We start from the raw sequence: 24,468 nt of genomic DNA on the forward strand, positions 1-24,468 counted from the left end.
CCGATGGTGTTCGCCGCCCCGGGCGAGGCGCTGGCGCGCGCTCAGGAGGTGCTCGGCGGCGGTCCGCCGCCGTTGCACGCCTCGGTGGCGCACCAGGTGATCGGCATCTGGCAGCGGGACTTCGGCGATCTGCGCCTGGCGCTGCGCCATCTGCGGCGGGCCCGGGACCTGGCGGCCCGCGCGGAGTCGGCCGACCGTGAGGCCGATGTGCTGGCCACCCTCGGGGTCGCGTTGGTGCACGCGGGGCGCACCCGGCACGGCCTGGCGGCGTTCGAGCGCGGGGTCGCGCGCGGGACGGGCCACACCCGGGCCCGGGTGCTGTACCGGCGGGCGTACGTCTGGTGGGTGCTGGGCCGCCACCGGGAGGCGCTGGACGACGTGCGCCGGGCGATTCCCGTGCTGCGGCAGGCGGACGACGTGATCTGGACGGCCCGGGCGCTCACCCTGCGGGCCACCGTGCACCTGGCGCTCGGGGCGGTGGAACGGGCCGACGCGGACTTCGCGGCGGCCGAGGCGCTGTGGGACACCACCGGCCAGGAGCACGACAAGGCGGACGCCGTGGAGAGCCGCGGCCTCGCGGCCTTCCGCCGCGGCGACATCCCGGCGGCGCTGCGGCTGCTGGACGAGGCCGAGGAGCGGTACGCCGAGCTCGGCACGCCGACCTTCATGCTCAGCATCCGGCGCTGCGAGGTGCTGATGGCCGCCGGGCTCGCCCCGGAGGCGCTGACCGAGGCGGACACCGCGATCGCGGCCCTGGACCGGATCGGGGGGCAGTCCACCCGCAAGGCGGAGCTGCTGCTGGCCGCCGCCCGCGCGGCCCGTCTGGCCGACGACCCGCACACGGCGATCGCCCGCGCGGCGGTGGCCGTGCGGCTGTTCGCGGGGCAGCGGCGCGCCTGGTGGGAGACGCACGCCCGGCTGGTGCTGATCGAGGCGCGGGTCGCCATCGGGCGGCGCTCGGGCCGGCTGGTCGCGGACGCGGCCGCGGTGGCCGGGCGGCTGGCGTCCTTCGGCTCCCCGGCGGCCGCCGAGGCGTCGCTGCTGGCGGGCCGGATCGCGCTGGCGCTGGACTGGACGGCGGACGCCGAGCGGCATCTGGCGTCCGCCGCGCGCAGCCGCCACGGCGGCCCGCCGCTGGCGCGGATGACGGGCTGGGCGGCGCAGGCGCTGCGGGCCCGGGCGGCCGGCTCCGGCCGGGGTGTGCTGGAGGCCTGCCGGCGCGGGCTCGACGTGCTCGACGACCACCGGATGACCCTGGGCGCCTCGGAGTTGCGGGCCCGGGCCACCGCCCAGGGCGCCGAACTGGCCGCGCTGGCCCAGCAGGCCAGCCTGGCCTCCGGCGAGCCGCGGCGGCTGCTGGTGTGGAGCGAGCGCTGGCGGGCGACCGTGCTGTCCGCGCCGCCGACCCGGCCGCCCGCCGATCCGGCGCTGGTCAGCGCTCTGACCGCGTTCCGGGAGATCGCCGCCCGAGCGGACGCGGCCCGCCGCGACGGGCATCCGGTCCCGGCCCTGGAGCGGGAACGGCGGCGGCTGGAGCGGGAGATCCGGTCGCGGACACTGCGCCTGCGCGGCGGGGCGCCCGGCGGCTGCGACCGCCTGGACCCCGGCGCGCTGCTGGAGCGGCTCGGCGACGGGCGGCTGGTCGAACTCGCCGTGCTGGACGGGCGAATGCACGTGCTGCTGTGCGGCGAGGGCCGGGTGCGGCGGTTCGAGGCCGGGCGGCTCGCGGACGCGGTGACGGAGGCCGAGCACGTGCAGGCCGGGCTGCGGCGCCTGGCCCATCCCGGGGGCGCGGCCCGGCTGCCGCTGGTCGAGGCGGCGGGCCGCCGCCTCGAGGAGCTGCTGCTGGGCCCGGCCGCCCGGCACCTGGGCTGCGGCCCGGTGGTGGTCGTGCCGCCGGGGTCGCTGCACCGGGTGCCGTGGGCACTGCTGCCCTCGCTGCGGGAGCGGGTGCTGAGCGTGTCGCCGTCGGCGAGCAGCTGGCTGCGCGCCCGCGACACCGTGCCGCCGCCGGGCGGCCGTCAGGTGCTGGTGCGCGGTCCGGGCCTGGCGACGGGGGGCGCGGAGGTGCCGGAACTGGCCGGCCGGTACGGCACGCCGACGGTCCTGGAGGACGGGGAGGCGCACGCGGCGCGCGTGCTCCGCGAGCTCGACGGGGCCGCGCTCGCGCACATCGCGGCGCACGGCACCTTCCGTGCGGACAGCCCCCTGTTCTCGTCGCTGACGATGGCCGACGGCCCGCTGATCGTGCACGACTTCGAACGCCTGGACCGCAGCCCGTACCGGATCATCCTGTCCTGCTGCGACACCGCACGCTTCGCCTCGGTCGGCGCCGACGAACTCCTGGGCCTGGTCACCGCGTTGCTGCCGCTGGGCACGGCCGGGGTGGTGGCGTGCAGCGCGCCCGTGAACGACGCGGCGGTGGTGCCGCTGATGCTCGCGCTGCACAAGGGGATCGGGGCCGGGCTGTCCCTCGCCGAGGCCCTGCGCGACGCCCGCTCCGCCCTGCCGGGCGACGCGGTGCACCAGGCCACGGGGTGGGCGTTCTCGGCGTTCGGGGCGGCCTGAGCCCGGGACGCGCCGCGACCGCCGGGGACCGGGCCTGCCGCGCCGGCGGCGTGGTCCGCGGGAACGGCCGAGGGGCCTGTCCCACAGCCGCGGGACAGGCCCCTTGCCTGCGACGTCCGCCTCCGCCCTCGGGGCGGGTTTCCGTCGGGACGACAGGATTTGAACCTGCGACCCCTTGACCCCCAGTCAAGTGCGCTACCAAGCTGCGCCACGTCCCGGTGCGCTCGTGCGGTGCTCCGCGTGAACGCCCAGGTGAACCCTACCGTACGGGGGCGGGTGCCCCCACTTCGCCCGGTGCGGCGCGTCCTGGCGGAAGGTCACCTGTCCGCCGGTCGCCCGGTCGCCCGGTCAATCGGCCGCCTGGTCGATCGGTCAGCCGGTCGGCCGGTCAATCAGCCGGTCAATCAGCCGGCCGCTCGGTCTGCGGATTCGTGCCGGAGGGCCCGCCGCCGGTCGTTCCCCTCCAACGGCCGACGGCGGGCGAAGGAGTGCCGGACGGAGGGAGCCGGCCGCGGCGGGACGACCCCAACCCGGCGGCCCGCTCGCTCGGTTCACGCGACACCCGCGGCGCGTCGGGTACCCCGTTCTCTCCGCGTCGCACCGCCACCACGGCATCGCGTTCCCCGCGTCCTGTTCCCCGCGTCGTGTTCCCCGCGTCGCGGTGGCGGTGGTGGTCAGCCGGTGGTGAGCAGTTCCCGCCGCGCACCGCCCTGCGCGGGCCGCTTCGCCGAGCGCAGGGCGACCAGGCCGATGAGAACCGTCGAGGAGACACCGGCGAGCGCGAAGGCGGTGAAGCCCCGGTCGCCGTGACCGGCGGCGAGCACCTTCGGCGGAGCCGCGGCCACCTGTTCGGCCCGGACCGGCTGGGCGCGCTCCGCCCGCGCGTCAGCCGGCGGGCGACCGCGGCGGCATGTTGTACGGCGTCACCACCTGGATCGCGGACGGCAGTGGCGGCCCCGCGGGCGGCAGGGCGCCGTGGGCGCGCATCACGAGACGGCAGGCCTCGCGCATGTCCTGGCGCAGGTCGTGGTGGAGGACGGCGGACAGACGGTGCTCGCGCAGCAGGCGGGTGTTGTCGTGGTCGAGGTCGTGCGCGACGAACACCGCGCAGGTGCGGCCGAGGTCGTCGAAGGCGCGCAAGGTGGCGATGTTGCCGCCGCCGATCGAGTAGACCGCCCGGATCTCCGGGTCCCGTTCCAGGGCGGCCCGCACGAGGTCGTACTGCGTGGCGTCCAGGCCCTCCCCCTCGGCGATCTCCACCAGTGCGCGCCGCGGGTGGCGGGCGCGCATGGCGCCGCGGAAGCCCATCTCGCGCTCCTCCTCGTTGCGGAAGAAGCCGCTGCTGAGGCTGGTGAGGATGTTGCCGGGCCGGTCGCCGAGCCACTGGCCCATCAGATACGCGGCCGTCGCGCCCGCCGCCCGGTTGTCGCTGCCGACGTAGGCGAGCCGGGCGCTCGCGGGCAGGTCGGTGACCAGGGTGACCACCGGGATCCCGGCCGCGGCCAGCCGGCCGACGGCGGCGGTGACCTCCGGGACGTCCGGCGCCTTGAGGATCACACCCTGCGAGCCGCGCCGGGCGATCCGGTCCAGGACGCGGACCCGCTCCCGCACCGGGCCGGTCTCCCGGAAGTGGAAGCGGGAGCGCACCACGGCCGGGTGCAGGGACGGCAGTTCGGCCTCCAGGGCGGCCCGTACGGCGGTGGTGAAGCGCTCCGGCGCCTGCATCACGATGTCGACCATGAAGGTGCGGCCGACGAGCCGGACCTGGGTGCGCTGCCGGTCCAGGTCGGCGATGGCCCGGCGCACCTCTCGCGCCGTGCTCTCCCGCACCCCGCCCCGGCCGTTGAGCACACGGTCGACGGTGGCCTCGCTCAGACCGGCCTGACGCGCGATCTCGCGGATCGGGAACGGGTGGCCCATGGGCAGGCTCCTTGGGAGTGGTTGAGGGTTTTTGACGGTCGCGTGCCGGTTGTTCGAGGGGTTTGTACGGACAAGAATGACAGGGCCGCGTCCACCCCGTGCCCGGTTCCGGGAGCGCGTCCACCGCGACCGGGCCGCCGTGACCGAAGGGACGACGATGTCCTCCACCTCCGTGCACCCCCGCGCCTGGCTGTCCGCGCGGGACTGCGATCCGGACGCCCTCCGCGCACTCGTGGAACGGACCACCGACCCCGGCGAGTATCCGCACGCCGCGTCGGTGGAGAGCAACGTCCTCGTCTACGACAGCGCGCGGCTGCGCGCCGCCGCCGACCGCCGCGAGGTGCGGACGGAGCTGGTCCGCGCGCTGGACGAGGGTCCCGGCGTCGTGGTGTTCCGGGGCGCCTTCCCCGATCCTTCGGTCGTGGACCGGGTCACGGCCGTCTTCGAGGCGCTGATCGCCGAGCAGCGGGCCTCGGGCGCGGGCGCCGGGGACCACTTCGCCGCGCCGGGCGCCAACGACCGCGTGTGGAACGCCCTGGAGAAGACCGCCCTGCGCGACCCCGACGCGTTCGCCGACTACTACGCCAACGACGTCCTCGCGCTGGCCTGCGAGGCCTGGCTGGGCCCCGGCTACCAGGTCACCTCCCAGGTCAACGTGGTCAACCCGGGCGGCGCGGCGCAGCGCGTGCACCGCGACTACCACCTCGGCCTCCTCTCTGACGCGGTCGCCGCCGCCTACCCGGCGCACGCGCACCGCCTCTCCCCCGTGCTCACCCTGCAGGGCGCGGTCGCGCACCGCGACATGCCGGTGGCCGCCGGACCCACGCTGTACCTGCCGTACTCGCAGCGCTACGAGCCCGGTTACCTGGCCTGGCGCCGCCCCGAGTTCCAGGCGTACTTCGAGGACCACCACGTCCAGCTCCCGCTGGCCAAGGGCGACGCGGTCTTCTTCAACCCGGCGCTCTTCCACGCCGCCGGGAGCAACCGGTCGGCCGACGTGCGGCGGATCGCCAACCTGCTGCAGGTCTCCTCCGCCTTCGGGCGCGCGATGGAGGCGGTGGACCGGGAGGCCGTCGTCGACGCGGTCTACCCGGTGCTGCTCCGCCGCAGGGCCGCGGGCGCGGAGCCGGCGTGGCTGGAGCGTGTCGTCGCCGCGAGCGCCGAGGGCTACCCCTTCCCGGCCGATCTCGACAGCGACCCGCCGGTCGGCGGTCTGGCCCCGCCCTCGCAGGCGGACGTCGTACGGCGGGCCCTGCGCGAGGAGTGGACGCCGCGGGCGCTCCGCGCGGAGCTGCGGGCCGGTGCCGGACGACGCGGGAACCGGCGCGAGAGCTGAGGGCGGGCATGGGACTTCTCGACGACCGGGTCGTCCTCGTCAACGGCGGTACCCAGGGGGTGGGCGCCGCCGTCGCGCGGGCCGCCGTCCGCGAGGGCGCCGTGGTGGCCGTGAGCGGGCGGCGCCCCGAGCCGGGCGAGGCGCTGGTGGCGGAGCTGACCGCCGCCGGGGGCCTGGCGGGGTACGTCCGCGCCGACCTCGCGAACGCGGCGCAGGCCAAGGGCGCGGTGGCGGAGGTGGTCGCCGCGTACGGCCGGATCGACTGCCTGGTGAACGCGGCCGGGCTGACCGACCGCGGCACCCTGCTGGACACCACGCCCGAACTGTTCGACGCACACGTCGCGGTCAACCTCAGGGGGCCGTTCTTCGCGATGCAGGCGGCGGTCGCCGACATGGTGGCCCGAGGGGCGCCCGGCACGATCGTCAACGTCATCACGTCCTCCGCGCACGGCGGGCAGCCGTTCCTGGCACCGTACGTCGCCGCCAAAGCCGGCCTGATCGGCCTCACGCGCAACGCGGCGCACGCCCACCGCTTCGACCGGGTCCGGATCAACGGCCTGAACATCGGCTGGACCGCGACAGAGGGCGAGGACGTCACCCAGCGGACCTTCCACGGCGCCGGTGACGACTGGCGCGAACGGGCGGCGGCCCGGCTGCCGATGGGCAGGCTCGGCCGGCCGGAGGAGATCGCCGACGTCGTGGTCCTGCTGCTGTCCGAGCGGTCGGGGGTGGTCACCGGTTCGGTGATCGACTGGGACCAGAACGTCCTCGGCGGCCTCGACTGACCCTCCCCCGCCTCCGCCGCCTCCCTCCCCTGCCCACACACCCCACCCGCACCCCGCCGCACCGCAACGCAACGCACCGCACCGCACCAAGGAGCTGGACCTGATGCGCATCGGAATCCTCGGCCTCGGCCGTATCGGCGCCTTCCACGCCGAGACCCTCTCCGGACTCGACGCGGTCGAGTCGCTCGTCGTCGCCGACCCGCTGGCGGGCGCCGCCAAGGCCGCCGCCGAGCGGTTCGGGGCCGAGGTCGCCGACTCACCCGAGGCCGTCCTGGCCGCCGGGGTGGACGGCATCGTCGTGGCGGCGGCCACGGACGCCCACCCCGCCCTGATCGTCGCCGCCGTCGAGGCCGGCGTGCCCGTCTTCTGCGAGAAGCCCGTGGCCCGCACCATGCGGGAGGGCGTGGCGGTGCTGAAGGCCGTCGGGGACCGCGGTGTCCCGGTCCAGATCGGCTACAACCGCCGCTTCGACGCCGGTTTCGCCGCCGCCCGCGCGGCCGTGCGGCGCGGCGAGCTGGGTGCGCTGCACACCGTGCGGTCGACCACCCTGGACCCGGCGCCGCCGCCCGCCGGTTACATCGCCGCCTCCGGCGGCATCTTCCGCGACTGCTCGGTGCACGACTTCGACATCATCCGCTGGGTGACCGGCCGCGAGGTGACCGAGGCGTACGCCGTCGGCGGCAACCGGGGCGCCGGATACATCCGGGACGCGGGCGACGCCGACACCACCGGCGCGGTCCTGACCCTCGACGACGGCACGATCGCCGTGGTCTCCAACAGCCGCCACAACGGCCGCGGCTACGACGTCCGGATGGAACTGCACGGCTTCGACGACTCGATCGCGGTCGGCCTCGACGACAGGCTGCCGCTGCGCTCCGTCGAACCGGGGGTCGCCTTCCCGGCCGGCACTCCGCACGACTTCTTCATGGACCGCTTCACCGCGGCCTACCGCGCCGAACTCACCGCGTTCACCGAGGTCGTGGCGGGTCGTCTGCCCTCGCCGTGCACGGTCGCGGACGCGCTGGAGGCCGGCTGGATCGCGGAGGCGTGCACGCGGTCGCTGCACGAGCACCGCCCGGTGCGTGTCGAGGAGGTACGCGCCGGCTGACCCCGCACACCCGCACGCGGCTGCGGGCTCACCTCGCGGCGGGCTGCGCCGGCAGGTCGAAGACGTGCGCCGGGGAGACGATCTTCGTGATCGCCTCGCCGAAGAGGGTGCTGGGCTCGTGGCCCCGGTGGTCGATGTCGGTGTTCAGCAGGACGACGAGGGTCGCCCGCGCGGAGGGCAGGTAGACGGTCAGCGACTCGTAGCCCGGCAGGGAGCCGTTGTGGCCGATCCAGCCCTGGACGTCGAAGATGCCGAGCCCGTAGCCGGTACCGGGGATCGGGGTCGGCGGCGTGGTGAGCCGCTGCTTCTGCGTGGCGGGGCTGATGAGCGTACGGCCGTCGGGCAGTACGCCGGTGGCCACCGTGCGCGCCCAGATCCGCAGGTCGTCGAGGTTCGAGATCATCGCGCCGGCCGCCCAGCCCCAGGAGGGGTTCCAGTCGGCGGCGTCGGCGACCTTCCCGTCGGCGGTCTGGTCGGTGTAGCCCTGCGCGTGCGGCCGCGGGAACTCCGCGCCGGCCGGGAAGAGGGTGTGGTCCAGGCCCGCCGGGTGGAGGACATGGGCGCGGATGAAGTCCGCCAGCGGCAGACCGCCTGCCTGCTCGACGACCAGGCCGAGCAGGATGAGGTTGGTGTTGCTGTAGTCGAACTTCTGCCCGGGCGGGAAGAGCACGGGGTGCTTGAAGGAGTAGGCGAGCAGCTCCTGCGGGGTGAACGGGCGCCGCGGGTCGGAGGTGAGGGCCTTGATGAAGGCGTCGTCCTCCGAGTAGTTGTAGAGCCCGCTGCGCATCCCGGCCAGTTGGCGCAGGGTGATGGTGTCGCCGTTCGGCACGCCGTGGACGTACTTGCCGATCGGGTCGTCCAGACCGACCTTGCCCTGGTCGACCAGCTCCAGCAGGGCCGTGACGGTGAAGGTCTTGGTCTCGCTGCCGATCCGCGTGTACAGGTCCGGTGTCATCGGCCGGCCGGTGCTCTTGTCGGCGACGCCGAACGACTTCACGTACTGCCCCCGGCCGGGTGTCCAGAGCCCCACGGTGACGCCGGGCACGTTCGCCTGCCGCATGACCTGCCGGACGGCCTGGTCGATCTGGCGGGCCACGCCGGGGGTGAGGGTGCGGACGCCGGTGCCGGTGGGGGACGGTCCCGGTGGGGTGGGCGCGGCGACGGGGCCGTGGACGGGCGCGGGGGCCGCGGTGGCGGGTCCGCCGGTGAACGGCAGGACGAGCGTCCCCACGACGGCCGCGGCCGTGGCCCCCCTGCGCAGTCGTGTGCACGCGTGCCTCATGGACGAACTCCCAGCACATGCGAACGCAACCCGCTCCCGTCGTGGACGGGGGCGGGACGGACGACGGGCGTCCGTCCGCGGCGGACGCCCCTCTGGACCGGCCATGACGCGGGCGCGCATCTGCTGTCACACAGACCTCACGACCCGACTCATTCAGCATAGGAGCGCCCCCGCCCCACCGCCTGGCGACGCCCGCCGGCGTCGTCGGTGCCGGTCAGCGGCCGTCGGCGTCCGTGTGCGCGCCCGCCGAGGGACGCGCGGCCGCTACGCCCCCCGCCAGATGTTCGCGAAGGCCGCGTCCTCGATGGCCCGGCGCTGGCGCACCGCCTCCAGCTCCATCAGCGCGTCGTGGACGGCGGCGAGCACGGCGAGGACCGTGTCGTCGGACACCCCCGCCCCGGCTGCGCGGTCCGGCTCCTCGCGGATGCCCACCGCCGCGGCGAGGGCGCCGAGCACCGGCTCCTCCGCCTCCCAGCGAGCCGCCGCCCGCCGCCGCTCGTCGGTGTCGGCGAGCACCGCGCGCACCCCGCCGAAGGGCATCCAGCGGCTGCGCTGCCAGCTCAGCAGGCCTTCCTGCTCCAGCGCCGTCAGGTACACCGTCGAGAGCCCGCGGCCCCGTCGCCAGAGCCAGTCCTCCAGCGTCTCGTACGGCGTCTCGCGCACCAGCGAGGCGGCGGCCTCGTCCAGCACCGGGTCACCCAGGCGCGGCCTGAGCCGCGGCACGAGGCGTTGGCCGTCCAGCGCGAGCGCCTCGGCCCGCACGAGGTCGACGGCCTCGGCCCCGGCCAGCGCGAGCGAGAGTTCACCCTGCCGCACGGGCCGCTTCTCGCCGGCGTCCAGGGCGACGATCATCAGGTCCCGCGGTGTGCTCATGAGGGCTCCCCGTGGTAGTGGCGCCGGAGCGGACCCGCCGCGCCCGCCACCGGGGAGACGGTGCGGGGGCCGGGACGGAAGCGCTCCCTGATCCTCATCGTACGACCGCCGCCGTACGGGTCCGGTGAGGCCGCTCGCGGGCGGAGCGGCGGCGCGGTACCTGCTCCCTGCGCATGGCTTCCCCACGACGGGCGCAGGATAGCCAACGGGCATACACCGAAAAGGAGTTGATGTGCTGCGTTTACATCTGACCCCGGCCGACATGGTGCGGGTCCGGGTCGTCGTACTGGGCCCGCTGGCCGAATGCCAGATGAGCCTGGGGGCGCTCCAGGAGCGCGGGGCCGACGCCCCGCTGGGCGGCTGGCGGGCCGCCAGCCTGCGCCGGCTGTCACCGGACGCGCGTACGCTCGCCCGGGGCGTGGCCACGCCCCGGGGGCATCTGGACCTCTACACCCTGCTGGGCCCGGTCGGCGACGTGGCCGAGGGAGTGGACCGGCTGCTCACCCGCGGGGCGGGACTGCGTGAGGAACTGTCCTCCCACCCGCCCAAGTTCGCGAAGCTCTTCCCGGCCTGGGTGCTGGAGGGGTTCGACGGCCACCGGGACGCCTCGCGCCGCCTGGCGGACGCCCTGACGTCGGCCTACGAGAGCACCGTGGCCCCCTACTGGAGCCGGATCCAGTCCCTGCTCAGCACCGAGCAGTCGGCCGCCGGCCAGCTGCTGACCCGCCACGGGGTGCACGGTCTGCTGGAGTCCCTGCGGCCCTGGGCCCGCTGGGACCCGCCCTTCCTGGAGATCGCGTACACCTCCTGGTCCGGGAGGGACACCTACCACCTGAGCGGGGACGGCATCGTTCTGGCGCCGTCCTTCTTCTGCCGCCGCCCCCAGGTGTACCGGCCCGCCGGGGGCGGCGAGATGCTCATCGTGCATCCGGTGGTCCGTGAGCCGCTCGCCGCCGCGCAGGTGCTGCGACAGGCCGGTGAGGGACCGGGCAGGGCGCTCGCGGCTCTGCTCGGGCGCACGCGGGCCGCGGTGCTGGAGATCGTGCAGGAGGGAGCGACCACGGGCGAGATCGCCGGGCGGCTGGGGGTGGCGCCGGCGACCGCCAGCGAGCACACCGGGGCGCTGCGGGCGGCGGGGCTGCTCACCTCCCACCGCGAGGGCCAGCGGGTCCGGCACAGCCTCACACCGCTGGGCCTGGGCCTGCTGCAGGGCGCCGGCTGACGCCCTTTCGGCCCCGCCGCGGAAGCCGGGTGCCGTCCCCCGGCCGCCGCACCTTTTCGGCGCGGGCCGAAAAGGTGGTCCGCCGCGCCGGCCCCCTGTCATCGTCGTTCGCGCCGGGCACCACGGGCGGGGCGTGTGTGATGAGGGGGAAGACGTGCGGTCCCACGAACACTTGCAGGGCACAGGAGCGCGCTGGAGGACGACGGCCGCCGCGGCGGCGGCCGTTCTGACCTTCACCGGCGCCGTCGGCTGCGGCGCGGCCGACGGCGGCGGGCACGTGCGGGCCGCCCGGGGGCAGCAGGGGCCGGTGCGCGAACCGACCGCGTCGGAGGAGGCCCTTCTCGACCGGGCCGAGAAGGTGCTCATCAAGACCTGCATGGCGAAGGCCGGCTTCCGCTTCTGGGTCGCGGGAGTGCCGGACCCCGAGGAGCGCGAGGGCCAGGGGTACGTCATCGACGACGTGGCGTGGGCGAGGAAGCACGGCCTCGGGGGGCAGTTCGAGCGGGACGCCGCGAAGGCGCGGCGCGGCGGCCCGAACGCGACCTATGTGCGGACCCTGTCGGTGAAGCGGCGAACCGACTACAACACGGCGCTCGCAGGCAGCCCCGAGCGGGGGACGCTGTCCGTCCGTCTGCCCGGGGGCGGCACGGTGGGCACCCCGCGCCACAGTTGCCGGACCGCGGCGGAGGACGAGCTCTACGGGGACTTCCCGAAGTGGTTCCGGGTCTCCACGATCTCCGCGAACCTGACCCCGCTGTACGTGCCGGACCTGCTCGCGGACCGGCGTTTCGTGAAGGCGGTCCGGGCCTGGTCGGCCTGTATGCGCGGCCGGGGACTGCGCTACGCGGACCCGGCCGGGGTCCGCAGGGAGCTGCCCGCACTCACCGCGGGGCTGAGCGACGCACGGGCCCACGCCGTGGAGGTGCCGCTGGCGGTCGCGGAGGCGACGTGTGCCCGCGCCAGCTCCCTCGCGGACACGGCCCGCGGGCTCGAGCGCGAGTACCGCGCCAGGCGGACGGCCCGGTACGACGCGGACGTGACGGCCTGCCGCCGGATGCAACTGGCCGCGCTGGCACGCGCGAGGCAGATCACCGGGGCGACGGCCTGACGGCTCCGATCGGCGGCGCACAGGCCCTTCACGCCCGCCCCTCTCCTCGTCCACCGCTCCCCTGTCCCGTTTCCCATGACTTCCGTGGCCGCGGAGCCGCGGAACATCCCATCAGCACTGCCTGAATCAGGAGGACACGTGCGCACATGGTTGGCCGCACCGGCGGCATTCGGTATCGCGCTCCTGGGGGTACTCCTCCCCAGCGGCACCGCGCAGGCCTCGACGGCCTGCGACAATGCCTGGCACAGCATGCCGGCCGGATACATGAGGGCCTACGAGAACGTCGGCTGCGGGGGGACGATGCTCGGCCAGACGGCCGGCGACGACTCCGACTGGGGCAACAGCCAGGGTGCCTTCCAGGGCAGCGACACCAACAGGGCGAGCTCCGTCCTCAACGCGGGCACGTACGACACGTCGTACACCGCCGTCGAGTTCCTGAACGGGACCGGCACGGACTGGGGCGGGGGCTACACCTGCCTCAAGCGGAGCGAGTACTACGCCGACAACCTGACCGACAACTACTTCACCAGCGGCTACAACGTGAACGACGCCATCAGCTCGCACCGTTGGCTCCCGCCGAGCTCGTGCTCCACGTTCCTGACGTGAGCTGAGCCGGCCGCCGCCACGACGCGTCCCGGGCCCGCCCGTACCGACGGGCCCGGGACGCCTGCGTGCGGGCGGCCGGTCAGGCGCCGCAGGAGCGCAGGAACCTGCGGGTGCGTACGGCGATGGGCAGCGGCCTGTCCGGCTCGCACGGGTACATGTCCTGCTCGACGATGGCGAACAGCTCCACTCCGAGCCGCTGCGCGGCGGCCAGGACGGGCTCCAACCGCGGTACTCCGGACGGGGGTTCGCACATCACCCCGCGCTGGACCGCCGGGCCGAACGGCACTCCGTCCGCCACCACGTCGGCGAGGATCCCCGGGTCGACCTGCTTGAGGTGCAGGTAGCCGATGCGCTCGCCGTAGGTCTCGATCAGTTTGACGCTGTCGCCGCCGCAGTAGGCGTAGTGGCCGGTGTCCAGGCAGAGGGCGACCAGGTCGGAGTCGGTGGAGTCCAGGAAGCGCTCGACGTGCGCCTCGGTGTCGATGTGGGTGTCGGCGTGCGGGTGGACGACGATGTCGAGGCCGTAGGTCTCCTTGACCTCGTGGCCGAGCCGTTCCATGCCCTTGGTCAGGTGCGCCCACTGCTCGGCCGTGAGCTCCGGCGGCTCCAGGATCTCGGCGGTCTTGTCGTCGCGCCAGAAGGACGGGATGACGACGAGGTGCTTGGCGCCCATGGCCTGGGTGAGGGCCGCGACCTGACGGACGTGCTCCCAGGTGGCCTCCCAGACGGCCGGGCCGCGGTGCAGGCCGGTGAAGACGGTGCCCGCCGAGACCTTCAGGTTCCGCCGGTCCACCTCGTCGGTCAGGCGGGCCGGGTCGGTCGGCAGATAGCCGTACGGGCCGAGTTCGATCCAGGAGTAGCCGGCCTCGGCGACCTCGTCGAGGAAGCGTTCCCAGGGCACCTGCCGGGGGTCGTCGGGGAACCAGACGCCCCAGGAGTCGGGGGCCGAGCCGACCCGGATGCGGTCCAGCGCGGGGGTCATGTCAGGTCTTCCCTTCGCCGGTGGCCGGTGCGGGCGCGGGTGCGGTGAGGTCCCGCTTCTCGGGGAGCCGGGCGACGTCGACGCCCCGCACCTGGGCCAGTTCGTGCTTGAGGGCGGCGAGTTCGGCGCCGCCTGCCATGTGGTTGGTCAGCACCTCCAGGTCGATCTCGCTGCGGTCGGCGCTGAGTTCGAGGGTGCCCAGGCGCAGCACGCTGAAATGGTCGCCGACCATGTAGGCGTGGTGCGGGTTGTGGGTGATGAAGACGACGCCGAGGCCGCGGTCGCGGGCGGCGGCGATGTACTTCAGCACCACCCCGGACTGCTTGACGCCGAGGGCGGCGGTCGGCTCGTCGAGGATGAGGACGCGGGCGCCGAAGTGGACGGCGCGGGCGATGGCCACGCACTGGCGCTGGCCGCCGGAGAGGGTGCCGATGGGCTGCTCCAGGTCGTTCAGGACGATGCCCATGTTGCGCAGTTCCTCGTCCGCGGTCCTCTTCATCCGGGCGATGTCGAGGCGGCGGACCGGCCAGGGGCCCCTGGTCAGCTCCGAGCCGAGGAAGAAGTTGCGCCACACCGGCATGAGCGGCACGGTCGCCAGGTCCTGGTAGACGGCGGCGATACCGCGGTCGAGGGCCTCGCGCGGGGTGGAGAAGCGCACCGGCTCGCCGTCCACGAGGAACTCGCCCTCGGTGTGCCGGTGCAGCCCGGAGATGATCTTGATGAGGGTGGACTTGCCGGCGCCGTTGTCGCCGAGCACGCAGGTCACCCCGCCGGGACGGACGGCGAGGTCGACGCCGTGCAGGGCGCGGATGTTGCCGTAGGACTTGCCGGCGCCGCGCAGTTCGACGACGGGCCGGTCCTGGTCGGGCGCGGTGCCGGCGGGGCCGGTGCCGCGGGTCGCCGTTTCGTCGCTGGTCATGTCGGTCACCTCCGGGTCGCCGTGCGCTGGACCCACAGATTGATGAGGACGGCGCCGAGCAGCATCACGCCGAGGAACGCCTTGAACCAGTCGGGGTTCCAGCCCGCGTAGACGATGCCCTGGTTCACCATGCCGAACATGAAGGCGCCGAAGACCGGCCCGATCGCGGAGCCGGAGCCGCCGGTGAGCAGGCAGCCGCCGATCACCGCCGCGGCGATGTAGATGAGCTCCTGGCCGACGCCCTCGCCGGACTGCACGGTGTTGAACGAGAAGAGCTGGTGCATGCCGACGAACCAGGCGCCGAAGCCGACCAGCATGAACAGCGAGATCTTGGTGAAGGTCACCGGGACGCCGACCGCGCGGGCGCTGTCCTTGCTGCCGCCGACCGCGAAGATCCAGTTCCCGTACTTGGTGCGCAGCAGGACCCAGGTGGCCAGCGCGGCGAAGACCAGCCACCACACCACGGTGATCTTCACCTGCACCCCGCCGACGTCGAACGAGGACGCGAAGAGCGCCCTGGCCTGGTCGAAGCCGTCCATGGTGCTGATGTCGTCCGTGGCGACGTTGCCGGTGATCGTCTTGGTGACCGCGAGGTTCACGCCCTGCAGGATGAGGAAGGTGCCGAGGGTGACGAGGAAGCTCGGCAGCCCGGTCTTCACGAGCATCCAGCCGTTGAACGCGCCGATGCCGAGCGACACGGCAAGGGCGACGACCACGCCGGTCCAGACGTTCAGGGTGAGCTGGTAGCTGAGCATGCTCGCGGTGAGCGCCGAGGTGACCACGGCGACGCCGGCCGAGAGGTCGAACTCGCCGCCGATCATCAGCAGGGCGACCGGCAGCGCCATGATCCCGATGGTGGACGACTGGTAGAGGATCGTCGCCATCGAGCTGCCCTGGCGGACCGAGGGCGCCGCGGCCAGGAAGAAGACGAACACCGCGACGGCGCCGAGGAGGACGCCGACCTCGGGCCGGGCGAGGAGCCGGAGCGCCAGGGGGCGCTGGGCGGTGCGGCCGCCGGTCTGCTCGGCGCCGGCGGCCGGCGGTGTGCCCACCGCCGGCTCGGCCTGCTGGGTCATACGGATCACCGGGTGCCCTTCGCGGCGAACCGGGCGACCTTGTCGACGTTGGACTTGTCCACGAAGGCCGGACCGGTGAGCACCGGCTGCACGCCGCCGCCGCTGTAGTTGCCGTTGTTCTTGTAGAGCCACAGGGAGTCGACGGCCAGGTAGCCCTGGAGGTAGGGCTGCTGGTCGACGGCGAACTGGATGTCGCCCTTCTGGACGGCCTTCGCCAGCTGCGGGTTGAGGTCGAAGGTGGCGACCTTCGCCTTGCCGCCCGCCTCGGCCACCGCCTGCACCGCGGTCAGGGCGAAGGGCGCGCCGAGGGTGACGACATAGTCGATGCCGCTGTCCTGCTTCAGCTTGGCGGTGATCGTGGACTTCACGGACGGCATGTCGGTGCCGTTGACGTAGAGGGTCTGGACGGTGCCCTTGAACGTCTTCTTGACGCCCGCGCAGCGCTGGGTCAGGCCGATGTTGCCCTGCTCCTGGACCACGCAGACGGCGTTCTTCGCGCCCACCTCGTTCAGCTTGGTGCCGAAGGCCTCGCCCGCCACGGACTCGTCCTGCCCGAAGAACTCCGTCAGGCCGAGCTTCTTCCAGTCGCTGACGCCGGAGTTGAGGCCGACCACGGGTATCCCGGCGCCGGTGGCCTTGGCGACGACGCCCTTCATCGCGTCGGGCTTGGCCAGGGTGACCGCGATGCCGTCGACCTTCTGGTCGATCGCGTTCTGCACCAGGTTGGCCTGGTTGCCGGCGTTGGGGTCGGCGGAGTAGACGAGCTTGATGTTGTCCTTGGCGGCGGCGGCCTGGGCGCCCTTGCGCACGATGTCCCAGAAGGTGTCGCCGGGCGCCTGGTGGGTGACCAGCGCGACCGTCATCCGGGGCGTGGTGGCCTTGCCCGCGGAGGCGGCGCCCCCGCCCTCCTCGGCCTTCTTGCCTCCGGAGCCGCTGGAGCAGCCGGCGAGGGTCAGGGCCGCCGCCGCGGCGACGGCCGCGGCGGGAAGGAGTCGGCGGGAGCGAGAAGAGCGGTCCATCGTTCCTGCACCTCACTGTGCGACGGGGGAAAGCGAGAGATCGGGGGGATCCGGGGCCCGGAGCCGTCCGGCCCCGGGTCGTGCGCCGTGAAGACGGTGGTGCGCTGGGACGGGATCCAATCCCCTGCCGCGTCCGCTGTCAATACTTTGTCAAGACATCATTTCACGCACAGGTCCGAATGTAAGAACAAACTATTGACACTGCGGCCCCGGGGACCTACATCTGGGAGTCGGCGGGCCCCCGGGATCCGCGACTCCACCGTCGCAGCGGCCCCCGGGACCCGCACCCCCGGAACAGTTCGAGGAGCGTCGCGCATGGCCGAGTCACCCGATACCTTCGACCTGATCACCATGGGCCGCATCGGAGTCGATCTCTACCCGCTCCAGACGGGCGTACCCCTGGCACGGGTGGAGACCTTCGGCAAGTTCCTCGGCGGTTCGGCCGCCAACGTCGCCGTCGCCGCCGCCCGGCTCGGCCGCTCCACCGCCCTGATCACCCGCACGGGCGACGACCCCTTCGGCGTCTTCCTGCACGAGGCGCTGCGGGAGTTCGGGGTCGACGACCGCTGGGTCACGCCGGTCGACGACCTCCCCACCCCCGTCACGTTCTGCGAGATCTTCCCGCCGGACGACTTCCCGCTGTACTTCTACCGCCGGCCCAAGGCCCCCGACCTGGAGATCCACCCCGGGGAGCTGGACCTGCCCGCCGCCCGCGCGGCCCGTATCTTCTGGATCACCGGCACCGGGCTGAGCGAGGAGCCGAGCCGCTCCGCCACGCTCACCGCGCTCCGGGCCCGCGACCGGGCGGGCGTCACCGTCTTCGACCTCGACTGGCGGCCGATGTTCTGGGCCGACCCCGGCCAGGCCCGCCCGCACTACGCCGAGGCGCTGCGGCACGCCACGGTGGCGGTCGGCAACCTCGACGAGTGCGAGATCGCCACCGGCCTGCGCGAGCCCTGGGCCTGCGCCGAGGCGCTGCTCGCGGCCGGCGTGGAGCTGGCCGTCGTCAAGCAGGGCCCGAAGGGGGTCCTGGCGGTGCACCGCGACGGCACCCGGGCGGAGGTGCCGCCGGTGCCCGTGGAGGTCGTCAACGGGCTCGGCGCCGGTGACGCCTTCGGCGGCGCGCTCTGCCACGGACTGCTGTCCGGCTGGGACCTGACGGCGGTCCTGCGCTACGCCAACGCGGCCGGCGCCCTCGTGGCCTCCCGCCTCGCCTGCTCCTCCGCGATGCCCACCGGGGCGGAGGTCGACGACCTCCTCGCGCGAGCCACTGCCTGAACGGAGCTTCGCCTTGACCCTCAGCATCCCGGACCTGACGGCGGTCAGAGCCCGGCATCCCGAGGCCGTCGCCGAGGCGGCGGCGCGCCGGGTGCGCCGCCCGCTGATCGGTGCCGGCGGCCGGCTGATGATCGTGGCCGCCGACCATCCCGCCCGCGGCGCGCTCGGCGTCGGCGGCCGGGAACTCGCCATGGCCAACCGCGCCGACCTGCTGCGGCGCCTGTGCGTGGCGCTGTCGCGGCCCGGCGTCGACGGGGTGCTCGCCACCGCGGACATCCTGGAGGACCTGCTGCTGCTCGGCGCGCTGGACGGCAAGGTCGTCATGGGCTCCATGAACCGCGGGGGTCTGGCAGGCTCGTCCTTCGAGATGGACGACCGCTTCACCGGCCACCGCGCCCGCGACCTCGCCCGGCTCCGCTTCGACGCGGGCAAGCTGCTGCTGCGCATCGACTACGACGACCCCGGCTCGCTCGCCACGCTGGAGTCCGGCGCCCGCGCCATAGACGAGATGGCCGAGCTGCACCTGCCGGTCTTCGTCGAGCCCTTCCTCTCCCGCCGGACGGACGGTGGGGTGCGCAACGACCTGTCCGCCGAGGCCGTCACCCGCTCCATCGCCATCGCCTCGGGCCTGGGCGGCACCTCCGCCTACACCTGGCTGAAGCTGCCCGTCACCGAGGACGCGGACGACATGGCCGAGGTGCTGGAGACCTCCACGCTCCCCGCCGTGCTGCTCGGCGGGGAGGTCGGCGACGACCAGGAGGCCGCCTACGAGCGGTGGCGCAAGGCGCTCAGACTCCCCACCGTCCAGGGCATGGTCGTGGGGCGCTCGCTGCTGTACCCCGCCGAGGGCAGTGTGGAGCAGGCGGTCGACACGGCCGTGGGCCTGTTGTGACGGGCCCGACGTGACAAGGAGGCATCCCCGATGACCGGCACCAGCCCCTACCACCTGCCCGCGGGACGGGCGCGCACCGGCCCCTACGCCGTGGACGTCGGCCCCGAGTCGGCCGGCTGGGGCCACTCCGCCCTGCGCGTGCTGGAGCTGCCGCCGGGCGGCTCGCACACCTTCGGCACCGGCGACGGCGAGTGGATCGTGCTGCCGCTGAACGGGGGCTGCACGGTGGCCGCTTCCGACGAGTTCGGCCACGACACCTTCGAACTCACGGGCCGCGCCGACGTGTTCGACGCCGTCAGCGACTTCGCGTACGTGCCGCGCGACGCCCGTACGACCGTCTCGTCCGCCGGCGGCGGGCGGTTCGCGCTCGCCGGCGCGCGCTGCGCCCGCCGCCTGCCCGCCCGCTACGGGCCCGCCTCCGGCGTCCCGGTGGAGCTGCGCGGCACGGGCGAGTGCAGCCGCCAGGTGAACAACTTCGGCGCGGCCGGGGTGTTCGAGTGCGACAAGCTGATCGCGGTCGAAGTGATCACGCCGGGCGGCAACTGGTCGTCCTTCCCGCCGCACAAGCACGACGAGCACCGCCCCGGCGAGGAGTCCGTCCTGGAGGAGATCTACTACTTCGAGTTCGCCGCCCACGAGGGCACGCCCGGCCTCGGCTACCAGCGGGTCTCCTCCTCCGGGCGGGGCCGGGGCACCGACGTGCTGGCCGAGGTGCGCGACGGCGACGTGGTGCTGATCCCGGACGGCTGGCACGGGCCGTCGATGGCGGTGCCCGGCCACCACATGTACTACCTCAACGTCATGGCGGGTCCGGAGGCCGAACGCGCCTGGCTGATCCGCGACCACCCCGACCACGCGTGGATCCGCGACACCTGGCCCGGCCGGCCCGTCGACCCGCGCCTGCCGCTCTACGGCGCGCCCGCCGCGTCCTCGCCGTCCTCCGCGCCCGCCGCCTCCCCTTCCGCTCCGTCGTCCTCCGCTCCGTCGTCCCAGTGAGGTCCCCGATGAACCAGCCGCCCCGGCCGAGCCGCGCGACGCACCGCCTGACCGTCGCCCAGGCACTGGTCCGCTTCCTCGCCGCCCAGTACACCGAACGGGACGGTGTACGGCACCGGTTGATCGCCGGCACCTGGGGCATCTTCGGCCACGGCAACGTGGCGGGCGTCGGCCAGGCGCTGCTGGAGGCCGGCGAGGACGTGATGCCGTACCACCAGGGCCGCAACGAGCAGGCGATGGTGCACGCGGCGGTCGGGTACGCCCGTCAGCGGGGCCGCCTGTCCACGCAGGCCGTCACCACGTCCATCGGACCCGGCGCCACCAACCTCGTCACCGGAGCCGCGCTCGCGACGATCAACCGGCTGCCGGTGCTGCTGCTGCCCGGCGACTACTTCGCCACCCGCGCCGCCGACCCGCTGCTCCAGCAGCTGGAGCACCCGGCGGCGGCGGACGTGTCGGTCAACGACGCCCTGCGCCCCGTCTCCCGCTGGTTCGACCGCGTCACCCGCCCCGAGGCGCTGATCCCCTCCGCGCTGGCCGCGGTACGGGTCCTCACCGACCCCGCCGAGACCGGCGCGGTCACCCTCGCGCTGCCGCAGGACGTGCAGGCCGAGGCGTACGACTGGCCGGCGGAGTTCCTCGCCGAGCGCGTGTGGCGGATCCGGCGCCCCGCCCCCGATCCGGTGGAGCTCGCCGAGGCGGCCCGCGCGATCCGGGCCGCGTCCCGGCCGCTGATCGTCGCGGGCGGCGGTGTCCACCACAGCGAGGCCGAGGACGCGCTGAAGGCCCTGGTGGACGCCACCGGCATGCCGGTCGCCTCCACCCAGGCGGGCAAGGGATCACTGCGCCACGACCACCCCGCCGACCTCGGCGGCATCGGCCACACCGGGACGGCGGCCGCCGACGCGGTCGCCCGCGGCGCGGACCTGGTCATCGGGGTCGGCACCCGCTACACGGACTTCACCACGGCCTCCGGCACGCTCTTCGCCCGGCCGGACGTCCGCTTCGTCAACCTCAACATCGCCCCGTCCGACGCGCACAAGATGGCCGCCGCGACTCTCGTCTGCGACGCGCGGGCCGGCCTGGAGGCGCTGGCCGGGCAGCTCGCCGGGTACCGCGTCGACGCCGGCTACGAGGCGGAGTACCGGGCGGGCGGGGAGCGCTGGGAGCGAGTGGTCGAGGCCGCCTTCCGCGCCGCGGACGACAGCGCCGTACCGACCCAGACGCAGGTCCTCGGCGCGCTGGACGCGGTCGTCGGCGACGAGGACGTGGTGATCAACGCGGCCGGCTCGCTCCCCGGCGACCTGCACAAGCTGTGGCGGGCCCGCTCGCCGCGCCAGTACCACGTGGAGTACGGCTACTCCTGCATGGGCTACGAGATCCCGGCCGGCATCGGTGTCCAGCAGGCGGCGCCGGAGGCGGTGGTGTGGTCACTGGTCGGCGACGGCACCTATCTGATGATGCCGACCGAGATCGTCACGGCCGTCCAGGAGCGGCTGCCCGTCAACCTGGTCCTGGTGCAGAACCACGGGTACGCCTCCATCGGCGGCCTGTCCGAGTCGGTGGGCGGCGAGCGCTTCGGCACCGCCTACCGCCACCGGGCCGCCGACGGCACCTTCACCGGCGCCCCGCTCCCGGTCGACCTGGCCGCGAACGCCGCCAGCCTCGGCATGGACGTCCTGCGCGCCAAGACGGTGGGGGAACTGCGCGAGGCCCTCGCCGCGGCCCGCTCCTCCGACCGTCCGACCTGCGTCTACGTGGAGACCGACCCGGCATCGACCGCTCCTCCGGCCGAGGCCTGGTGGGACGTGCCGGTGGCCGAGGTCGCCGCCCGCGAGGCCGCCGTCGCCGCCCGCGCGCGATACGACCGCGAGGTCGCCGCGCGCCGCCGTCCCCTGTGAACCGCCACCGTACATTTCCGGCCACGGACCGTGATCCGCGGCGAAGAGCTTGTGGGGCCGCGGAGAACACGGCGTGAACGTCCGCGGAAGCATCAACCGGATGGTAATCGTCCAGTTCTTGAGGCGGATATCAAGGAGCGCGTGAGTATCTCCCGCAGGAAACTGATCGTCGGGGCCGCGAGCGCGGCCGCGGCCATGACCGCCCCTTTCGTCACGGAGGGTCTGGCCGAAGCAGGTCAGACCCCGCTCTCCACCTCGGGGACGTCCTCGCTTCCGGCGCCCGAGGACTCCGGGATCGACCACATCGTGGTGGTGATGATGGAGAACCGTTCCTTCGACCACTACCTGGGCTGGCTCCCGGGCGCAGACGGCAAGCAGTCGGGCCTGAAGTACACCGACCGCGACGGCGTCGCCCATGCCACCCACCACCTGGACACCGCCCAGGGCTGCCAGTACAACGACCCGGACCACAGCTACGAGGGCGGCCGGATCGAGTACAACGACGGCCGCTGCGACGGCTGGCTGCGGGCCGGCACCAACGACGAGTTCTCCATCGGCTACTACCTGCCCGAGGACCTCGACTTCTACGGCAAGGCCGCCCCCGCCTGGACGGTCTGCGACCGCTACTTCTCGGCGATCATGGCCGAGACGTACCCCAACCGCTTCTACCAGCACGCCGCGCAGACCGACCGCATCCACAACTCCACGGACACCTCCACGCTGCCCACCATCTGGGACCGCCTCGCCGACGCGGGCCTGAAGGGCAAGTACTACTACCACGACGTGCCGTTCACCGCGCTGTGGGGCACCGAGCTCCTCGGGATCTCGCACCCGTACGCGGACTTCCTCGCCGACTGCGCCGCCGGCACCCTGCCCCAGGTCTCCTTCGTCGACCCCAAGTTCCTCGACGAGGGCAGCGGCACCTCCGCCGACGACCACCCGCACGGCGACATCCGCGCGGGGCAGTACTTCCTCAACGAGGTGTACCACGCCGTCACCAAGAGCCCCGCCTGGTCGCGGACCCTGCTGGTGATCAACTACGACGAGTGGGGCGGCTTCTTCGACCACGTGGCGCCCTCCACCGCCCCCGACGCCCACCCCGACTGGGGCCTGCGCGGCTTCCGCACGCCCTGTCTGGTGGTCTCCCCGCGCGCCAGGCGCGGGTACGTCGCGCACGGCGTCTACGACCACACCTCGGTCCTCAAGGCCATGGAGTGGCGCTGGAACCTGCCCTCCCTCACGCCCCGCGACGCCGCGGCCAACAACATCGCCGAGGTGCTCGACTTCACCAGCCCGCCCAGCCTCGACGCCCCGCAGTGGTCGGTGCCCCCCGTCGTCGGACAGCCCTGCTCGCCGGCCGTGGCACCCGACTACGAGGAGTGGCGCAAGCTGCGCGACAAGGCCCAGTCCCTCGGATGGAAGCTCCCCTCATGAAGCACCGGCTCAGTCGCGGCACCCGCCGCCTCATGACCCTGGTCGCCGCGTTCACCGCCCTCCTCGCGGCCGGCGGCGGCACGCTCGCGGCGATGCAGGCCGAGGCCGCGCCCGCCGCGAACCCCGGTCACGTCTTCGTGATCAACCTGGAGAACAAGGGGTACGACGAGACCTGGGGCCCCGACTCCAAGGCGCCGTACCTCAGCAAGACCCTGCGTTCCCAGGGCGTGCTGCTGTCGCAGTACTACGGCATCGGCCACAACAGCCTGACCAACTACGTCGCGCAGATATCCGGGCAGGGCCCCAACCCGGACACCCAGGCCGACTGCCAGACCTTCGCGCCGTTCGTCCAGACCGGCACCGCCGACCCGGGCCAGGCCGTCGGCCGGGGCTGCGTGTACCCCTCCGGCGTGAAGACGCTGGCCGACCAGATGGACTCCTCGGGGCACAGCTGGAAGGGCTACATGGAGGACATGGGCACCCCGTGCCGCCACCCCGCGGTCGGCGCGGTGGACGACACGCAGAAGGCGAAGGTGGGCGACCAGTACGCCACCCGCCACAACCCGTTCATGTACTTCCACTCGGTCATCGACCAGCAGGACAGCTGCGCCCGGCACGTCGTCGACCAGTCCCAGCTCGGCACGGACCTGCAGAGCGCCGACACGACGCCCGACCTGAGCTACATCACGCCCGACCTGTGCGACGACGGCCACGACTCCCCCTGCGTGGACGGCCGTCCGGGCGGGCTGGCCTCCGCCGACGAGTGGCTGAAGAAGTGGGTCCCGGCCATCACCTCGTCCCCGGCCTTCAAGAAGGACGGCATGCTGGTGATCACCTTCGACGAGTCCGACGGCCCCGACAAGGACTCCGGCGCCTGCTGCGGCGAGGGCCCCTCGCCCAACTCCCCGCTGCCCGGCATCACCGGCCTCGGCGGCGGCCGTACGGGCGCGCTGGTGCTCTCCCCCTTCACCAAGGGCGGCACCTGGAGCAGCACGCCGTACAACCACTACTCGCTGCTCGCCAGCATCGAGGACCGGTTCAAGCTGCCCTACCTGGGATACGCCGGGCAGAAGGGCCTCAGCCGGTTCGGCACGGACGTGTTCAACGCCGCGAACTGACGGCACACCGGGTCCGCCTCCAAGCCGGCCCCGGGAACAGGCGCA

The 24,468-nt window shown here is 73.8% G+C and carries 21 protein-coding genes and 1 tRNA gene; 13 read left to right on the forward strand and 9 right to left on the reverse strand.

Annotated features, from left to right (window positions below; genetic code table 11):
- The first annotated feature begins 3 nt into the window (after positions 1 to 3).
- Positions 4 to 2,568 carry a CHAT domain-containing protein gene (locus ACIPM1_RS10350; protein ID WP_402431888.1) on the forward strand — a complete coding sequence of 855 codons (2,565 nt, stop codon included), beginning with the start codon at positions 4 to 6 and terminating at the stop codon, positions 2,566 to 2,568.
- 144 nt (positions 2,569 to 2,712) lie between these two features.
- On the opposite strand, the gene ACIPM1_RS10355 is transcribed toward ACIPM1_RS10350, so the two are convergent.
- From ACIPM1_RS10355 to ACIPM1_RS10365, 3 genes are all read right to left on the reverse strand, one after another.
- Positions 2,713 to 2,786: transfer RNA gene (locus tag ACIPM1_RS10355), tRNA-Pro, on the reverse strand.
- A gap of 456 nt (positions 2,787 to 3,242) precedes the next feature.
- Positions 3,243 to 3,413 (reverse strand): hypothetical protein, encoded by a 171-nt coding sequence (locus ACIPM1_RS10360; protein ID WP_402431653.1) that lies wholly within the window; start codon positions 3,411 to 3,413, stop codon positions 3,243 to 3,245.
- A 40-nt stretch (positions 3,414 to 3,453) separates the two neighbouring features.
- Positions 3,454 to 4,488, reverse strand: a complete 1,035-nt coding sequence (locus ACIPM1_RS10365) for a LacI family DNA-binding transcriptional regulator (protein WP_402431655.1) — start codon at positions 4,486 to 4,488, stop codon at positions 3,454 to 3,456.
- A gap of 157 nt (positions 4,489 to 4,645) precedes the next feature.
- Here ACIPM1_RS10365 and ACIPM1_RS10370 point away from each other — a divergent pair, with 157 nt between their 5' ends.
- The 3 genes from ACIPM1_RS10370 (at position 4,646) to ACIPM1_RS10380 (ending at position 7,717) form a co-directional block, all read left to right on the forward strand.
- Complete coding sequence (locus tag ACIPM1_RS10370) at positions 4,646 to 5,824, forward strand: phytanoyl-CoA dioxygenase family protein (RefSeq protein ID WP_402431658.1); 1,179 nt, start codon at positions 4,646 to 4,648, stop codon at positions 5,822 to 5,824.
- An 8-nt stretch (positions 5,825 to 5,832) separates the two neighbouring features.
- Positions 5,833 to 6,609, forward strand: coding sequence for an SDR family oxidoreductase (locus tag ACIPM1_RS10375; RefSeq protein WP_402431661.1), 777 nt, complete (start codon positions 5,833 to 5,835; stop codon positions 6,607 to 6,609).
- A gap of 103 nt (positions 6,610 to 6,712) precedes the next feature.
- Entirely contained in the window at positions 6,713 to 7,717 is a 1,005-nt protein-coding gene (locus ACIPM1_RS10380) for a Gfo/Idh/MocA family oxidoreductase (RefSeq protein ID WP_402431664.1), read from the forward strand.
- Between the two features lie 28 nt (positions 7,718 to 7,745).
- On the opposite strand, the gene ACIPM1_RS10385 is transcribed toward ACIPM1_RS10380, so the two are convergent.
- Both ACIPM1_RS10385 and ACIPM1_RS10390 read right to left on the reverse strand, forming a co-directional pair.
- Positions 7,746 to 8,999: a serine hydrolase domain-containing protein gene (locus ACIPM1_RS10385; RefSeq protein ID WP_402431667.1), complete on the reverse strand. Its 1,254-nt coding sequence runs from the start codon at positions 8,997 to 8,999 to the stop codon at positions 7,746 to 7,748.
- 264 nt (positions 9,000 to 9,263) lie between these two features.
- Entirely contained in the window at positions 9,264 to 9,872 is a 609-nt protein-coding gene (locus ACIPM1_RS10390; protein ID WP_402431670.1) for a GPP34 family phosphoprotein, read from the reverse strand.
- A 232-nt stretch (positions 9,873 to 10,104) separates the two neighbouring features.
- Here ACIPM1_RS10390 and ACIPM1_RS10395 point away from each other — a divergent pair, with 232 nt between their 5' ends.
- The 3 genes from ACIPM1_RS10395 to ACIPM1_RS10405 all read left to right on the forward strand — a co-directional run bounded on the left by ACIPM1_RS10395 (position 10,105) and on the right by ACIPM1_RS10405 (position 12,808).
- Positions 10,105 to 11,094, forward strand: coding sequence for an ArsR/SmtB family transcription factor (locus ACIPM1_RS10395; RefSeq protein ID WP_402431672.1), 990 nt, complete (start codon positions 10,105 to 10,107; stop codon positions 11,092 to 11,094).
- Positions 11,095 to 11,248: 154 nt separating this feature from the next.
- A complete protein-coding gene (locus tag ACIPM1_RS10400) occupies positions 11,249 to 12,202 on the forward strand; it encodes a hypothetical protein (RefSeq protein WP_402431675.1) in 954 nt (317 codons plus the stop codon).
- A gap of 138 nt (positions 12,203 to 12,340) precedes the next feature.
- Positions 12,341 to 12,808: a hypothetical protein gene (locus ACIPM1_RS10405; RefSeq protein ID WP_356183117.1), complete on the forward strand. Its 468-nt coding sequence runs from the start codon at positions 12,341 to 12,343 to the stop codon at positions 12,806 to 12,808.
- 79 nt (positions 12,809 to 12,887) lie between these two features.
- Here ACIPM1_RS10405 and ACIPM1_RS10410 read toward each other — a convergent pair whose 3' ends face one another.
- Genes ACIPM1_RS10410 through ACIPM1_RS10425 form a run of 4 tightly spaced genes read right to left on the reverse strand, consistent with a single transcriptional unit; the run spans position 12,888 to position 16,804 of the window.
- Positions 12,888 to 13,790: a sugar phosphate isomerase/epimerase family protein gene (locus ACIPM1_RS10410; RefSeq protein ID WP_402431679.1), complete on the reverse strand. Its 903-nt coding sequence runs from the start codon at positions 13,788 to 13,790 to the stop codon at positions 12,888 to 12,890.
- 1 nt (position 13,791) lies between these two features.
- Positions 13,792 to 14,709: an ATP-binding cassette domain-containing protein gene (locus ACIPM1_RS10415; protein ID WP_402431682.1), complete on the reverse strand. Its 918-nt coding sequence runs from the start codon at positions 14,707 to 14,709 to the stop codon at positions 13,792 to 13,794.
- 5 nt (positions 14,710 to 14,714) lie between these two features.
- Complete coding sequence (locus ACIPM1_RS10420) at positions 14,715 to 15,791, reverse strand: ABC transporter permease (protein ID WP_402431891.1); 1,077 nt, start codon at positions 15,789 to 15,791, stop codon at positions 14,715 to 14,717.
- Entirely contained in the window at positions 15,791 to 16,804 is a 1,014-nt protein-coding gene (locus ACIPM1_RS10425) for a sugar ABC transporter substrate-binding protein (protein ID WP_402431685.1), read from the reverse strand. Before ACIPM1_RS10425 ends, ACIPM1_RS10420 begins: the two co-directional genes overlap by 1 nt.
- 315 nt (positions 16,805 to 17,119) lie before the next feature.
- On the opposite strand from ACIPM1_RS10425, the gene iolC reads away from it, so the two are divergent.
- The 6 genes from iolC to ACIPM1_RS10455 all read left to right on the forward strand — a co-directional run bounded on the left by iolC (position 17,120) and on the right by ACIPM1_RS10455 (position 24,423).
- Positions 17,120 to 18,082 carry a 5-dehydro-2-deoxygluconokinase gene (gene iolC, locus ACIPM1_RS10430; RefSeq protein WP_402431688.1) on the forward strand — a complete coding sequence of 321 codons (963 nt, stop codon included), beginning with the start codon at positions 17,120 to 17,122 and terminating at the stop codon, positions 18,080 to 18,082.
- A 13-nt stretch (positions 18,083 to 18,095) separates the two neighbouring features.
- Positions 18,096 to 18,974, forward strand: coding sequence for a deoxyribose-phosphate aldolase (locus ACIPM1_RS10435; RefSeq protein ID WP_356194698.1), 879 nt, complete (start codon positions 18,096 to 18,098; stop codon positions 18,972 to 18,974).
- 30 nt (positions 18,975 to 19,004) lie between these two features.
- Positions 19,005 to 19,970, forward strand: coding sequence for a 5-deoxy-glucuronate isomerase (gene iolB, locus ACIPM1_RS10440; protein WP_402431690.1), 966 nt, complete (start codon positions 19,005 to 19,007; stop codon positions 19,968 to 19,970).
- A gap of 8 nt (positions 19,971 to 19,978) precedes the next feature.
- Complete coding sequence (gene iolD, locus ACIPM1_RS10445) at positions 19,979 to 21,871, forward strand: 3D-(3,5/4)-trihydroxycyclohexane-1,2-dione acylhydrolase (decyclizing) (protein WP_402431693.1); 1,893 nt, start codon at positions 19,979 to 19,981, stop codon at positions 21,869 to 21,871.
- Between the two features lie 141 nt (positions 21,872 to 22,012).
- Positions 22,013 to 23,305 (forward strand): alkaline phosphatase family protein, encoded by a 1,293-nt coding sequence (locus ACIPM1_RS10450; protein ID WP_402431696.1) that lies wholly within the window; start codon positions 22,013 to 22,015, stop codon positions 23,303 to 23,305.
- Complete coding sequence (locus ACIPM1_RS10455; RefSeq protein ID WP_402431700.1) at positions 23,302 to 24,423, forward strand: alkaline phosphatase family protein; 1,122 nt, start codon at positions 23,302 to 23,304, stop codon at positions 24,421 to 24,423. Before ACIPM1_RS10450 ends, ACIPM1_RS10455 begins: the two co-directional genes overlap by 4 nt.
- Positions 24,424 to 24,468 lie beyond the last annotated feature (45 nt).

This window comes from Streptomyces sp. NPDC086766, from assembly GCF_044746005.1.
Classification (GTDB): Bacteria; Actinomycetota; Actinomycetes; order Streptomycetales; family Streptomycetaceae; genus Streptomyces.